Here is a 16,557-nt window from a genome sequence, read left to right as displayed (position 1 = left end):
ACCCACTTACAGCTTAGAATATACGTATAAAAATAATTTTATTAATTTATACTTATAAAGTTTAACAAATACATAAACAGCTACCCTATTTAACAAAATTTCGCCTCTTGGCTTATTTATACTCAATAATTTATTCTTGTTATAATTTGGAAATTTATCCCCAAGCCATGAAAAATATTTATTTAATGAATCTAATATTATTTTATAGTTAGAACCTTTTGATGCATATAAAAAATACCAAACAATCAATTTTATAAAATAATACTCTATATACACATTATTAAGATTAACCTTTTTTTCTATACTCTCATAAGTCTTATTAAGTAATAAATCAAATTCCAAATTATTATCCATATTTTTATGAGTCGTATTAGAGACACTTTGATCATTATAATACCAATTATAACCAATGTAATCTATTATTCTAATTTTATCTGTTAATAAGACTGCTTGAATTGTAAAATGTATATCCTCTCCTATATTTGATGGTAAAAATTCTATTTTATTATTTTTTATATACGATAATTTATAAATTTTTGCCCATGCTGCGACTATTTTATACTTTGAATATTCACAATTTTCTAATTTTATTTCTTCTATAACTTCTCCCTTACTATTTGGTCGCCTATATCCCCCGATAACAACGTCATCGTCATGTTCTACAATTACATTTACAAACTGCTCAATATAATCATCATCAATATAATCATCATTATCCATTAACATTAAATAATCGCCTGTAGCTAATTGTATTCCTTTATTTCTAGTCTTTGAAACTCCCATGTTTTCTTGATGAACTGCATTTATAACATCTGGATATTTTTCCTTATACTTTGATAAAATTTGCCAAGAAGAATCTGTAGACCCATCATCTAGTGCTATTATCTCCCAATTTTTATACGTTTGATCAATAATACTATTTAAACACCTAGATATATAGTTTTCTGCATTGTAAACAGGTATAATTATTGACACTTTAACATTATCTCTCATTGTAAGCTCCATTTTTTTCAATTTCTATTATGCGTTTTTTCAAAATTGAGATTTCCTGTATTAATAAATTTATCTTAGTTGTTTGACCAGCAATTATTACTGTTAAAGCAATTATTATTAAAAATAATACAACAAACAAAAAGCCAACAACTAAATTTGATATTGTTTTAAATCCAAAAATAGAAGCAAATACTTCGAATATTCCTGGAAAAAGTGCTAGAATAATTATTGCTAAAGAAGGAACAAACCAAACCAAAGCAAACTTCATAGGGATTCGCCCTTTTCGTAATATTGCAGTAACTATTACTAATAAAGAAATACCAACAATTAATAAACCAATAGTTAAACTATTTGACATGCTTAAACCTCCTCATTCCTACTACAAGTATAGAAAGAATAACATTAATCATAAAATATACTGTCTTCCAAGAATTTATAGAAGAAATTCCTCCCTCTCGTTCATTCATTGATACAGCCACTTCTTTAATAGTATAATTTTTTTTCAATAACTCGGTATTAGTTATTGGTTCGGGGTAATCAATTGGATATGATTTTGAAAAATCTTCGATTACAGCTTTTCCAGCTGCTCTAAAACCTGAAGTTACATCGTAAATTTTTTTTCCGGTAACTACTTTAATAAAAAATGAAATAATTTTTATTCCAAGTTGTCTTGCTTTTGATGATTTAAATTCACTACTAGTTTTGTCTATAAAACGTGAACCAATTGTTAAATCTGCTTCTCCATTTAGAATCGGTTCTATAATATTCTTTACATAACTTATATCATGTTGTCCATCACCATCATATTGCAGTGCAATATCATAATTATTATCAAAAGCGTATTTATATCCAGTTTGAACTGCACCACCAATTCCTAAATTATGTATTAAGGGTACTACAGGTATGTTATTGTTTTCACAAATTTTTAATGTATTATCTGTTGAACAGTCATTTATCACTATTACATCATAATTTGTATTATGCTTATTGTTATAATCTACTATCTTATTATATGCTTTCAATATATTATCCTCTTCATTATATGCTGGAATAATAATTAATATTTTTTTAGTCATTTGATCACTCCTCATCCTTAAACACTTAACATTATATCAAATGATATCTACCAATTAAAGAATAAAACTCATTTGTTAAACTAGTTTAAATACTATGATTGTTTAAAGTTAATCCTTTTTTACAATATTTAATGATTACTGCTTTATCTAAAACAATGAAAATTCTAAAAACTATAAAATTTAAATACTAAGAATACGTTCTATTTTAATATTACACATTATCAAATATTCTTTTAAAAATATAATAAAATATCAAAATTAGTTATATAAAAAGATTTATATAACTTCTAATAAACAAATTACTTTAATATATAAATAATCACTCTAATACAATTAATATAATCACTAGAAATATTTTAATGATATAAGTAATACATTGGTATATAACTTTAAATAAAGAAGGAGGATTGCTCATGTTATTGCATCATATCCTCCTTACAAAGTTTTAATGATATACTTTTATATGCCTATATATCTAGCAGCTATTTAAAAAATTTAATATATCTTTAATCTATTAAGTATACGTAATTAATAATTGTTTATTATACTATTAAAATCTGACCCATTATATTTATAATAGTAATCCCTTGTAATAATATTACCCAAAGAATAAAGTAATCATTCCATTGTCTTTTTAATATAATTTTTTTATTCCGTACTATAACTATTAAGAGTATTAATACCGGTAAAAAATACCTACCTTGTACCCCTTCAATTGTAGGCCAACCTACAGGCGTAAACGCAAACGCCATAGCTAGCATAGTAGCACCACATACTGCAAAAAAAGCAAGAATATATAATATTTTATGAACCATAGAGATATCCTTTTTATCATCATAATTCTTAAAACATGCTGCAAATATTGTAACCAACCAGCCAACAAAAATTTTTCTAGATAATATTAAATTTAAAGAACCTAGATATTGACCTAGTGTGGTAAAGATATAGTGATCAAATTTTTTTACTATAGTTCTTAAAAAGAGCATAACAGCTTCAAGTTTATTTGATAAAAAATATGACATACTATATCCCTCTTTATTGGCCCATGCAATGACATTTGCATTAGAAACAGATTTTTTGATGCGATTATTATTGGTTATTATCGGTAACCCGAACATTGTTATAATCCACGGAAAAGTAAGTACTAATTTTAAAATTATCCTTTCTTTCCTTTCTTTTATTCTATTTTTATTGATAAGTAGTGGTATTAAATTTAGTACAAAGTATATACCTGTTTTTTGAGTAACTAAAATACAAGATGCAATTATATAAATGCATATATCTTTTTTCTTTATTTCAGTATCACCATAAACAAAATAAAAACCATATCCTATTACAAGCCATGCGGCAGATAAAATAATTGTATCATATGATAATGAGATTGTTTGATGAATCACCATAGGCAAAAGAGACAGAGTAAATAAGGCATTTTTACAAATTGGAATCTTTTTGATTGCAAAATAAGCAGACAATAAATATAAAACAAAATTACTAAATCTTGCCAAATAAATTGTTAAAATCCCACCAACAGATAACAATCTACAAATTGTTACTGTAAGTATACCTGGTAAATATGATATAACACTAAAATCACTTGATAATATTTCTCCTGTCTTTATGTACTTATTTGAATCTTGATTTTCTAATAACATATTTCTATATGTGTTTAGTGTCTTTACCGAAGGCTGCGTATCTCCAACGAATTGCTCACATTCTCGAATTACAATATCCTCATTCGTTCCTTTAGATAAAAGAATTGAAGAATATCCTAATGTATTTCTTATATGTGTCGATTCATCAGGTATAGTGCCTGGTGTAAAAAGTAGTGTATAACATACCCCACATAATAATGCAATTATTAAAAATATTCTTTCTATACTAATCTTTTTTATGAAAATAAAATAAAATCCTAAAATTACTATCAAGTCTACTATTGCTAATAGTATAATCATAAAATATATAATAAAACTTGGCATTGTGCTATATATTCTATATGCTAAATTCACACTATTTATATCTTCGCTATCTGCTATTCGTGTTTTAATATTTTGATTTTCACTAATATTTTCCAATTCTATTATTACTTGTTCTTCATTCTTTTTCTCACTTAGTTCAACCTTAAAGTCTAATGATTGTTCATTTTGTGAAATTGTTATCTTTTCAGTTGCTAAAACAGAATGATTTTTATCATAAATAGTTGCCTTGACTATTCCGTTTTGTTGATTATCTAAATTTTGTATCACTAAAACAATAGCAGATAATTTAGAATTATCACTAGAAAAAGAATATTCATTACTGACTATTTTATCTTTTTCTAGCGAAATCCAACGATCTTTCAAAATACTACTCTGATCAAATAATGCATCTCCATTTGCTTTTGGATATACATATACATACGCTATAATAGAACTTATTATAATTACGAATATTGAAAAAATTATTAATGCTTTTTTATTCTTTACAATATTACATATTTTATGTTTCATTTCTACCTCCAATGCATTGACATTAATTTACACATAGTGATTATACAAATATTTATATAACCAGCTATTTTATTCTTAATTTATTAACACTTCCAACTAGATTTTTCTTATAATCACGATATCCTTTATACATATACCAAAGTTTTTTTATCTTACCTTTTTCAAATAATAAAATTCGTTTAACTTCTGCTCTAGTACATCTAATTTCAGCTCTACAATAATCCGGAAAATCCTTATTGTACTCATCATATATATAATGTCTATTTCTTACAATATAGTAACGTCTAATATAATTATGATTATCACAAAAATATGTTTTTCCAAATAATTTTTTCTTTACAGTATCACCCAATTCATGATGTAAAATAACTTTATTTACTTGATGAATTTCATATCCACTACGAATTAAGTTTAAACAAAAATCAAAATCAACACAATCAATAAAATACCATTCTTTAAAACCATTGATATTTGTATAAGCATCTAAATTAATTAGATTTCCAGAAGTCATAACAATTATTGGTTTATCAACCGATTCGGGATCTGGATAATTCCCATCACTTAAAACTGTTTCATGAAATGGTGATACTATCGCTAATTTAGGATTTTTTTCAAAGTATTTTTCTATATAATTTTCTAAATATAATAGTGTTTCATCCTTAAAACTACTATCTTGATCCATTGTTAGTAACCAAGTATAGTTATCATTAATTGCTTTTTTAGCAGCTATATTTAACGCTGCTGCAATTCCTAAATTGTCTCCATTCCAAATATATTCTATTTTTGAATCTATGTTTTCAAATAAATTACTATTATCTTTTAACGAGTTATCTACAAGATATAGTCTATCAACATATTTAATATAAGTACTTATATTTTTTAAAACTTCACTTTTATTTGGATTATATAGAACTACTGTACCAGCATATCCCATTTAAAATAACCTCCAATTTATTTTATAATTTTTCTAACGACTTTTTTTATTGGATCTGGTAACTGAATTCTTGAAACAAGCTTCCATCTCCGTGAATTTAATATTTCATCAAGATTGGCAGAATATGCATTATTTTCTTCATTAGTTTGTGCTGATATTAAATAACCAATTTTCTTATTATTATGCATATTATTAACTTCATATATATGCTTATATTCTAAAATCATATCATCAATTGTTTTTATTTTATAAGCATTTAAATTATCAATTACTTTCTTATATCCAATTTTATCATTCTTCAAATCTATTATATACTTTTCCAAATCTTTATTTGTATAATCAAGTGGCACAGTCCATCCAAATCCATTTTTTTCAATTCTTTCAGCAACCGCACCAATATTATAACTTAAAACAGGTACACCACAGGAAATTGTTTCAGTTAAAGTATAAGAATATGTTTCAGGCCATATAGATAAATTACAAACAAGATGTATATTATTTTCTTTCAACAATTTTGGTAAATTTTCTCTTTTATATCGTCCATGATATTTGTAATTTTTCGTATCTTTTTTTAATGAAGGGTATTCAGAATCTCCAAATAAATGAAAAGTAATATTATCATCTTTAATATTTTTAATTAAGTTTTGAACAACTTCAGCGCCTTTATGTTTTGCCATTACTCCAACAAAAGCTATATTCATATTATCATCATAATTTAAATTGCTATTAACTTTACTTATATTTATACCATGTTCTATAGCTAAACAGTCAACATCTGAATATACATTTTCAATAATTTCTTTTGTAGATTTAGAAGGTGTTAGCACAACATCCATATCTTGTAAAAATTTTTTCCATCTCATTTGCCAAGTATTAATAATATTATTATTTATTCCTAATTTATTATATAAACATTCTTTACAATTTTTATTATCTATATATAAACAACATTTTTCCATATTATAAAGCATATTTATACTTGGACATAAACAATAAAAATCATGAATTGTATAGATAATTTTTAATTTTTTTTCTTTAGCAACATCTACAATATCAAAATAATGCCCTATCATATGATGAATATGAATAATATCAATATTTAAACCATCTATAATCTTTTCTACTAACTTACCATAATCTTTATCATACAAATTAGTTAGTCCTGCATTATTATGAATTCTATTAAATTTTAATATTTCCTCATCATTTTCAAAATAAGAATGTACTTTATATATGTTGCCCTCCGGTGCTAATACATGAACGTTATATTCTGTTCTTAGTGCTTGAATTAAATCAAGACAATGTAATGTTGTTCCACCAACATTATCATCAATATTAGACCAATCATGTACTATAAAAAGAATATTTTTTCTTTCATATAAGTTTATAGAATAAGTCACATTTTGACAAATATCTTTTATAGGAAATCTTTTAAGCCATAAATCAGTTTTACTTACATATGATGGATATCTTTTTTGCAAAATTTTCAAATTATTTTCTATCAAATCTTTTTTTGATTCCGTAAATGATTGACTTTCTTTATGATATACAATAACATCATCGCATAATAAATGCTTATATCCAAAATCCATACATCTATAAGAAAAATCATTCTCTTCACCATATCCCTTACCAAAAGTTGCTGCATCAAAACAACCTACATTTTCAATTGCTTCACGTCTTATATACATGCAAAATCCATGAGCTGTTGGCAATTGAGGATATCTTCTAATGGAATTTTCTGCAACTACTTTTGCATATGTATCGAACGACATGTTTTTAGGAAGTTCATTTGCTTGCAATCCCACAGGAACTGATGCAAGTGTTGCATTATTTGAAAGTGCTGTTACTGTTGCAACATTCTTTTCGCTATATGCACATCTCTTCATTCTTTCTAACCAATTTTCAGAAACTTCAGTATCGCTATTTAAAAGTAACACATCGCTATTTGAATATTGCATTCCTTTATTAACAGTTCCAACAAAGCCTAAGTTTTCTTCATTATAAAGTATAATTATATTTTCACTACTAATCTCTGCTTTTAATTGATTTAGATATTCTTTTACTTTAGTATCTGGACTCTTATCATCTATTAATATTAATCTATTTTCTTTTAAATCAGTATTCTTTCTAACACTATCAATACACTTTTTTACATAATCTAATGCATTATAAATAGGTATAATAACATCACAGCGCATAAACTGTTCTCCTCTCAAATTTAGATTTGCTCAGCAAATTTCTTTTCTAATTTTTTAAATATTTTATATCCTATAAAACATACCAAAACTGAAATTATTGTTAAAATAACCATTGTTTTCAAACCAGGTAACGTATGATACATAAATGCATCCCTATAAGCTACTAAAATATGTGTCATAGGATTTAAATTTAAAATCTGTTGAAACAATGAAGGTAATACTGACGGTAAATATAATATTGGTGTAGCGTAAAAAGCCATATTCAAAATAAATTGCACTATATATTCAGTATCTTGAATATATACATTAATTGCACTTAACGCAAAGACCAAACCTAGAGTAAACAAAAATTGGAGTATCGCAACAAACGGTACAATAATTATATGCCATGAAATTCCTACACCTGAAAAAATACAAAATAGTATTATAATTATACATGAAATAAAGAAATTTACTAACCCACTTAAAACTACTGAAATTGGTAAAATTTCTCTTGGAAAATATACTTTTTTTATTATTCCAGCATTTGCTTTTACAGTTGTCATTCCTTGAACCATAGTTGTTAAAAAGAAGTTCCATGGAATAATCCCTGTAACTACATATATTAAATAATTTTCCATTGTACTTTTCATAATTATAGAAAAGACAATAGTATAAACTATAGTTTGTAACAATGGATTTATAAATGACCATAAAATTCCTAAAAATGATCCCTTATATTTTCCTCGTATTTCTTTTTTAACATTAGACTTTAACAACTCTCGATAATTGTATAAATCATGAAATAATTTCATCTCAATTTCTCCATTTATTTTTTGGAGAAATTCACCTCCTTCTTAGCAATTTCTATACCGTCTTCATCTTTTAAAAGTGCAGTAATTCGGTGTTCTCCACAACTTATATCATCGATAGCTGCATACCACCCAATATCATCATTTTTTAAATCAGGATAATCATTTCTATAGGCTTCATATACATCATTTCGTCCTCTATACTCAACATCTTCAATCAACCTACCATCTAAATATAATTCAAATGTTACTTCATTTACATCAGTAACTTTCCAACCTTCAACTTTTAATGATTCTGCAGATATACTTTCAAATCCTTTTGGCTTGTCTATAAAAATTATAGATTTACTTTGAATATCTAAATCTTCGTGCTTAATTTCGCCTTTTTTGTAAGCCTCTCTTTGTTGTTTTAAATATTCATTTATTACATATGCAGGATCGCCATCTAAACGAAATTCACCTTTATAAAGCCAAATAGCTCTAGTACACAAATCTTTTATAGTGTTTAAACTATGTGATACTATTACAATTGTCCTATCAGTATTTCGTAATTCTTTTAACTTTGCAAAACATTTTTCCTGGAAATGCTGATCTCCAACAGCTAAAATTTCATCTATCAATAATATATCAGCATCTACATTTATTGCAATTGAAAAAGCTAATCTCATATACATACCAGAAGAATATGTTCTAACTGGATTATCTATAAATTCTGAAAGTTCAGAAAACTCTATTATATCATCTATCCTTTTTTCAATTTCTCTTTTGCTTAAACCAAATATTGAAGCGTTAAAATATATATTTTCACGTCCTGTAAAATCAGGATGGAAACCAGCTCCTAATTCTAATAATGATGTAAGCTTACCATTTGTTTCTAAAGTTCCTTTATCTGGATATAATATCTGTGTCATTAATTTTAATAATGTTGACTTCCCGCTACCATTTGTTCCAATTAAAGCAACTGTTTCACCTTTTTTTATATCGATATTTATATTTTTCAATACTTCGTGATATTCAATATTATTCTTTTTAAATAAACTAACCAATCTTTCCTTTAATGTAGTTGGTTTATCATATTGTACTTTAAATTTTTTATATAAATTTCTGACTTCTATTGCATTTTCAGATTTCATAATTCCTCCTATTTTACACCACTTTACAAACAATTGTATAATATCATGGATATAATTTATATTCAATATCAGTATATATTTGAAAAACACTAAAAATATTTAACATAAAATCTACTATCTAGATTTTAAAGTTCGCAATAATCTTTTTAAATTTACTATCATGCAAAGATTTTTGATTAAATTGATTTATCCATTTATTAATAGCATCCATTGGTAAATTAATATTTGTTTCATGCGTAGAATTGATCCAATTAGCTAAATTTTCTTCTATTTCATATCTCTCCATTATTGGTAAATTAGTATCATTATGTATAGCTCTTGCACGATTGTCTACAGCAATAATTAAACTTCTTTTTAAGAAATTTAAACTTCGAATTCCAGCATGCAATCTTGTTCCTATATAATCAATATCCTCATTTTTTAAAATTTTATCTAATTCCTCTAATGAAGGAGGAATAATTATAAAATCCTTTAAATCTGTAAGTGATTGTAAATATTCATAATCATATTGACCTTGAACCCATATATATACCTTTGAATAATTATTTTTTAAAATTTCCAGCATTTTAACATCAATTTCACTATCTTGCATATAATCAGTCACAGTTGTTAAAACAGCCTCAGCTTTTTTCACTGGTATCTTTTTACAATGTTCTGGTGTCAAAGCCCACATAGTCGGACAGCTTGTATTTAAGACATTAGTAATTCCTATGTTTTCTAATTGTATCTTAGTTTCATTATCTCTCACTGAATGAATAACATCTGAAGATAAAATAAAATTTAACAATTGTTTACTGTAAGTACTCATATCTTCTTCTAATCCAATTTGTTGCATTCCTACCCCTAGTAAACAAATATTTTTCATTGATTCTAAGTTATTAGGAATTGACAATTGTCTTGACTCTTCCATTTTCTTATAAATCAAATTTGTCCCACATAATATTTTAAAATTATTACTGATATTTTCCGATTTATCATCATAAATATGTGTTGGAATATGCAAAAAGTTAGAATTTTTGAAAATGTCTTTACATATTTTTTCACAATATGACATAATAATTTCATCTCCAACATTATCTGACCCGATAGCAGTGTCTAGTAAAACTATATCATTTGCATATTTTATTCTTCTTTTCTTATTGTTTTTAATTACATATTGCAATTGAGCTTCTTTTTCTTCATAAGTTTTATTTGGTAGTTGTAATTCATAATAATGTAGTTTACTACTTTTTTTCCATTTAAATAAATCTAAACTTGGTTTTACTATTTCTTGATAATTAAATGTATTACTTAAAAAATCAATATAGTCTTTAAATTTTAAAGTATTTAAAAAATCATTTATACTATTATAATCTAATTCATCAGTATCTGCTTCTATTATTTGCTTTGATATCGATGCTAATTGGGCTACGTTAAAATCACTAATTAAATAACCTCTATTATTATCCAGCATCGTATTTATTCCTCCAGCATTTTTAAATCCGATAACTGTAATATTATAATTTAGAGCTTCTAAAACAACTGAAGGAAATGGATCTTCTCTAGATGTTGACCAAAAAATATTGACATTAGACAACAATGTCTTATATTCATCTTGATTTTCAATAAAAGGAATGATATGAAAATTAGATTCCAAATTTGATTTTTTTATCTGATTTCTAATCCATCCCTCTAATTCTCTATTCCCCCCAAAATTACCAGTCCATACGTAATGTATATTTCTATCACAAATGTTTTTCAATATAGTTGCACTTTCAAGAAATAAATCTATTCCTTTTCTAAGCTCACAAGTTCCTGAGTTCATTATTATATAATCATCTAAACTAAATCCATAATTAGAAAAATCAAAATTATTTTTATTACCCTCAATTTTTTTATTTAAATACACTCCTTGCGGTCTAATTAAGCATTTACCATTGATCTTTTTATATAAATTTTCAAAATCATTTTTTACTGTCTCATCTGGAAAAACTATATAGTCAGAGTAAATAGATATATCTTTTCCATAGTTATAAAAACCATATAATTCTATTGTTGTTTTCATTTCATGAATAAGGGAAATTATCTTAAAATTATAATTTTTGAGATTTTTAACAAACTTACCACCTACTACTGTATTTGTTATCACATTAGAAAAACCTTCGTTTCTTAACATTTCTAATATAATATTTACATATTCATCTCCAGTATACTCTTTTATCCTATTATAATTTAAACAAACATGTGCATTAGAATAATTGTATCTATTATCGTCTAGAAAAATTACTGGTATGTTACTTTCTCTGTATTTTTTTAGTAAAAAGCTCACAGTACTTTGTCCAACTAAAACAACAACATCTTTATTTAACTGTTGCAAACTTTTAGCTATATTATATGCTAATATAGGCGCTCCAGTTCCTGACAAATCATGACTCAGCAAAACTATTTTTTCTTCATTATTACTAATATTTATATTTTTTTTCAAGCATGTCATAACATTATCATGATCATCTAAAACTTCAATTGTAATATCTTTAACTTTAATAATTTCATCTGCATCATGTATATCTAATCTAATTTCACAAACATCTTCAAAAAAATATATTTCATGATTAGTGCGCTGTTTAGTATTTAACTGAAAAAAGACTTTATTTTGCTCACTAAAATTATTATTTTCTGTTCTAAAATATATAACTGTATTCAAAAAATCTATATTAGCTTTTTCAATTTCAAAAGTAAATCTTGCTCCTTTTATGGGCTTTTCAAAACCAATAAAAATTTGCGGATCATTTTTTATAAATTGCCAACTATCTTCTTTTTCGATTATATTTTCAACTCTAATGAATTTACCTTCTGCTATACTTAATTTATCATTTATCATTACTATACCTCTCTTATTATAACGATCCTTTTCCGTAAATTACACTTTTAACAGTTTTATACATAATTGTAAAATCTAGCCAAATTGACCAATTATGATAATAGTAATCATCTAATTTACAACGATAACTAAACTCAACATCACTTCTCCCGTTAGCTTGCCACATACCAGTTACTCCGGGTTTTAGTTTAATAATAGAATCATAAAACTGCCCCATATCTTCCTTTTCTCGAGGTAAATATGGTCTTGGACCAATAAAACTCATCTCACCTTTTAATACATTATAAAACTGTGGCCATTCATCTAATGATGTTTTTCTTAAAAAATCTCCTACTGGTGTAATTCTAGGATCATGCTTTAGCTTTTTATTAGTCAAATATTCCTCTTTTATCGCTGGATCTTCTTCCATTAAGCGTTCAAGCACTTCTTCTGCATTAGGAACCATTGATCTAAATTTATAAATCTTTATTAATTTCCCATCTTTTCCTATTCTTTCTTGAGAAAAAAAGATACTATCATGATCGCCACTTTTTACATATTTATATTTTATAAATATTGTTAAAGGGATTAATGTAATAACTCCTGCTAACCCTGCCATAATATCTATTATACGTTTAAAAGCACGGTCAAACACACTCATCTTATCATTAGATGTTGCAATTAATAATTGACCGTCAAAATCTTGAACTTCAGATGAAAAAGTCATTGTCCCATTTACGTCAGGTAAATATTTTACAGATTCAACTTTTCCATGAATATCACTCATAACTTTATCTATTACCTGCTGATCAGCTTCAGGAATAGCAATAATAATTTGTTCAATATTTAAAGCATCTATAGCTTTATCCATATCACAATAACCATAAACAGGACTCTTTTTTATTAGATTTTCCTGTTTAAAACCATATAACTGATCAGTATAATTAATATCAACATAACCTTTTACTTCTGTTAATGCAAAACGGTTATTATTGGAAATCTTACCTAATCGTGCAGCTTCATATCCTGTCCCAATTACTAATGTTTTTCTTGCAAACTGTTCTCTAAAAGCTATTCTTAAAAATCTAGATGCCAATAAACTGATAAAGAACATAGAAATAACCATAATAGTTAAATGCATTCTTCTTTCATAACCAGTTGATCTAGGAACTAATACTAATAAAGCAATATAAAAACAAAAACTTGATTTAGCTAGTTGTCTTATTTCATTCCATATCAAACATGTTTTTAAAGAATAATGTCCATATATAAACATAAATAAAAAATATAAAATACCTGATCCTACAATCAGCTCTATGTCCATTGCAAAATATAAACAAATAAAATAGTACATTACTACTTCAATTACAAATAACATAATTGGCATTAATTTTCGATTCATTATTCCACCTCGACAATTCTAGCCTAATTATACCTTAATACACTTATTATTTCTATCTTTTATCAGTTTAAACCCTCATTTAGATTGTTTATATCAATAAATATTGTATAATATACATATAAATCTCATTGGAGGTATTTATGAAATTCTTTTATACTAGTATAAATAAATTTATGTGGAAACACTCTTTTATAAAATCATGTGTTCATTTTGCATCAAAATTCTGTCCTTATATAGTAGCAATATTCTATTCATTATTTTTACTAAAAATTTTTCTTAATAAATCCGGAAATATGTTAGTATTAACCTCAGAACCGATAGCTGTTCTTATTGTTACTGTCATATTAAGAATTATTATTGATAGGAAACGTCCTTCAGAAAAATATGATTTAATCCCAATTGATGGTAGCAGAAAAAAAGGACGCTCTTTTCCAAGCATCCATGTTGCATTATCTGTTTCCATTGCTTTAGCTGTATTACATTACGGTCCTAATATGGGGCTTCTGCTTTCAACATTAGCCGGAACAATTACTATCGTTAGATTATTATCTGGTGTTCATTACATTACTGATGTTGCTGCTAGTATTATAATTGCTTTTGTAATAAATATGATCTGACTATAATAATTAATATATATATATATTAAATTTTAATCAATAAAAAAACTAGTGAGGATTTCCTCGCTTTTTTTATGCAATACTTATAGAAATACCTTTATGTACAAACATTAACAATTATAATAATTTTCAAACAAGTTCTTTAGTAAAACGATATTAAATAATTAATAGTATCATTTTAAGCATAGAAACAAAATATAAAAACAAATTAATTAACAAAAAATCAACTATAAAATACATTGGTCTACTAGATTTAATGAAACAATATAAATAAAGGAAAATTCTTCACTATAATAAACAAAAAAATAATATAATTTAATTTTTCTCTATAATTTAAATGGATAATTGATAAAAGGACAGATATAATATAAAAATAGGCTTTAATAACAAATACATAGAAAACATAATCAATATAGCAAAGCTATTAAAAATCAGCTTTAATTTTAGATATTTTGATAATTTAAGAAAAGAATATTGCTGCACTTAAGATGATGTAAATATGAGTTTAAGTTTAAAAAACGTAAAAAAGGAATAACTATCGCTATGCTTTAGCTATTCCTTAATTCTCCACTCTCGATATAGAACATTGGCCTTTTCTATTAAAATATTTATTTTAAATATTTTTAACAATCAATTTTATTAAAAAATGTATAAATGATTTTTAAATTACATACCAACAACTAATATCGACATTTCCACTAATTCCTGGTATAGAACCTGAGCTTGTGTATTGCCATCCAAAATTTCCTTTATAATATGGATTACTCCATCCAATTGTATTTGTATATGCCGCCATCCATGAAACATTTGCCAAAATCCTTGGATCATTTAATGTATCATTTAACATTGCACGATAGCTGTACACATGAGCAGTATATCCACTAGCGTTCATTGTAGAAATAAAAGCATTCATATTAGCTATATTTTGTTCTTTAGATATTTGTGTTCTTTCTAAATCGTAATATACTGGGTAACTTAATTCACTAGGAGATACATTATATTTTCTTAATATATTAATAACAAAATTTGCTTCATATACTGCATCATTAGTATTATTTGCATAATCATAGATATATACACCAAACGGAATATTTAATCTACGACATTCTGCTAAGTTCCGTGCAAATTGTGTATCTTCAATATAATATCCATTTGGATGTGCTGTAATTCTTAAAATAGCACCATCAATATCTCCATATTGTTTTACTGTATCCCAATCAATATTTCCATTATAAGAACTAACATCTATAATCTTTTTAGCTGGCATATTTCCAGCAATATTTCCTGCATTATCAAAGAAATATTTTTGACCATTTATATAAGCCCATCCCTGTCTCACTGTTGTATTAACAATATTATGAATTGGTAATGGTATTCCCTTTACTTGACCATCAGCAGTATATGCGTATATATGCGTTATATATGCTCCAAATTCGTAATTATGATCACTTCTATTTACCCTATATGAATAAACATTTCCATTTTTTTGACCTGTTTCACGTATCAAATCATCTTGATCATTCTTATATGTCCAAGTCGGAAACTCTACTTTTGTTATTTCAGAATTACTCAAAACTGTAACATTTACTGTATAGCCATCGTCATTAGCATCCGTAATCTTTACATCTTTCAAAATTATTCCTACTTCTGAAAGATCTGGTTCTTCTAAATTAATAGTTGTTGTATAAACATTTGCTAATCCCTCATCATCATAAGCATAAATATGCGTATTATATTTACTATATTCAAAATTGTGGTTTTCGCGATTTATAATAACAGAAGCTGTATTCCCTTCTACAGTTCCTTCATGCCAAACTAAATCATCTTGCCCATTTTTTTCTGTCCAAGTTGGAAATTGAACTTTACTAATATCACTAAAATCATTTACATAACATGTTACTTTATAAGAATCAGTATCTATAACTTCTATTTCAACATCGGAAATTTCAGGTTTATCATTTACTATTGTTGTCTGTGGTGCCTGTACTCCATATTTTTTTCCGCTTTTTGTATATGCGTAGATATGCGTATTGTATACTCCGCTTTCTCCGTTATGGTCTTTTGTATTGACACGATATGTCACTG

At 26.0% G+C, this 16,557-nt stretch carries 12 protein-coding genes; 1 reads left to right on the top strand and 11 read right to left on the bottom strand.

Features of this window, described 5'->3' with window-relative positions; genetic code table 11:
* Positions 1-6 precede the first annotated feature (6 nt).
* From B5E92_RS08750 to B5E92_RS08705, 10 genes are all read right to left on the bottom strand, one after another.
* On the bottom strand, positions 7-993 hold the full coding sequence (locus B5E92_RS08750) for a glycosyltransferase (RefSeq protein WP_158095210.1): 987 nt from the start codon (positions 991-993) through the stop codon (positions 7-9).
* A complete protein-coding gene (locus B5E92_RS08745; protein ID WP_087301343.1) occupies positions 983-1,351 on the bottom strand; it encodes a DUF2304 domain-containing protein in 369 nt (122 codons plus the stop codon). The genes B5E92_RS08750 and B5E92_RS08745 overlap by 11 nt, the downstream gene beginning before the upstream one ends.
* On the bottom strand, positions 1,341-2,069 hold the full coding sequence (locus B5E92_RS08740) for a glycosyltransferase family 2 protein (protein ID WP_087301341.1): 729 nt from the start codon (positions 2,067-2,069) through the stop codon (positions 1,341-1,343). Before B5E92_RS08740 ends, B5E92_RS08745 begins: the two co-directional genes overlap by 11 nt.
* A gap of 542 nt (positions 2,070-2,611) precedes the next feature.
* On the bottom strand, positions 2,612-4,555 hold the full coding sequence (locus B5E92_RS08735; RefSeq protein WP_087301339.1) for a DUF2142 domain-containing protein: 1,944 nt from the start codon (positions 4,553-4,555) through the stop codon (positions 2,612-2,614).
* A gap of 64 nt (positions 4,556-4,619) precedes the next feature.
* Positions 4,620-5,489, bottom strand: a complete 870-nt coding sequence (locus tag B5E92_RS08730; protein ID WP_087301337.1) for a glycosyltransferase family 2 protein — start codon at positions 5,487-5,489, stop codon at positions 4,620-4,622.
* 17 nt (positions 5,490-5,506) lie between these two features.
* A complete protein-coding gene (locus B5E92_RS08725) occupies positions 5,507-7,690 on the bottom strand; it encodes a glycosyltransferase (RefSeq protein ID WP_087301335.1) in 2,184 nt (727 codons plus the stop codon).
* A 20-nt stretch (positions 7,691-7,710) separates the two neighbouring features.
* A complete protein-coding gene (locus B5E92_RS08720; RefSeq protein ID WP_087301333.1) occupies positions 7,711-8,484 on the bottom strand; it encodes an ABC transporter permease in 774 nt (257 codons plus the stop codon).
* Between the two features lie 14 nt (positions 8,485-8,498).
* Complete coding sequence (locus tag B5E92_RS08715; protein ID WP_204245253.1) at positions 8,499-9,614, bottom strand: ABC transporter ATP-binding protein; 1,116 nt, start codon at positions 9,612-9,614, stop codon at positions 8,499-8,501.
* A 118-nt stretch (positions 9,615-9,732) separates the two neighbouring features.
* Positions 9,733-12,474 (bottom strand): glycosyltransferase, encoded by a 2,742-nt coding sequence (locus tag B5E92_RS08710; RefSeq protein WP_087301331.1) that lies wholly within the window; start codon positions 12,472-12,474, stop codon positions 9,733-9,735.
* 16 nt (positions 12,475-12,490) lie between these two features.
* Entirely contained in the window at positions 12,491-13,855 is a 1,365-nt protein-coding gene (locus B5E92_RS08705; RefSeq protein WP_087301329.1) for an exopolysaccharide biosynthesis polyprenyl glycosylphosphotransferase, read from the bottom strand.
* A 293-nt stretch (positions 13,856-14,148) separates the two neighbouring features.
* Between B5E92_RS08705 and B5E92_RS08700 the strand changes: the two genes are divergently transcribed.
* Entirely contained in the window at positions 14,149-14,472 is a 324-nt protein-coding gene (locus B5E92_RS08700) for a phosphatase PAP2 family protein (protein WP_239406434.1), read from the top strand.
* Between the two features lie 661 nt (positions 14,473-15,133).
* Here B5E92_RS08700 and B5E92_RS08695 read toward each other — a convergent pair.
* Positions 15,134-16,557, bottom strand: a 1,424-nt coding sequence (locus B5E92_RS08695; protein ID WP_204245252.1) for a GBS Bsp-like repeat-containing protein, incomplete at its 5' end; no start/stop codon positions are given.

The sequence above is a fragment of the Erysipelatoclostridium sp. An15 genome, from assembly GCF_002160675.1.
GTDB lineage: Bacteria > Bacillota_I > Bacilli_A > Erysipelotrichales > Coprobacillaceae > Thomasclavelia > Thomasclavelia merdavium.
Note: the sequence above shows the minus strand (reverse complement) of the source record. Positions and strands in the feature narration are given on the sequence as shown.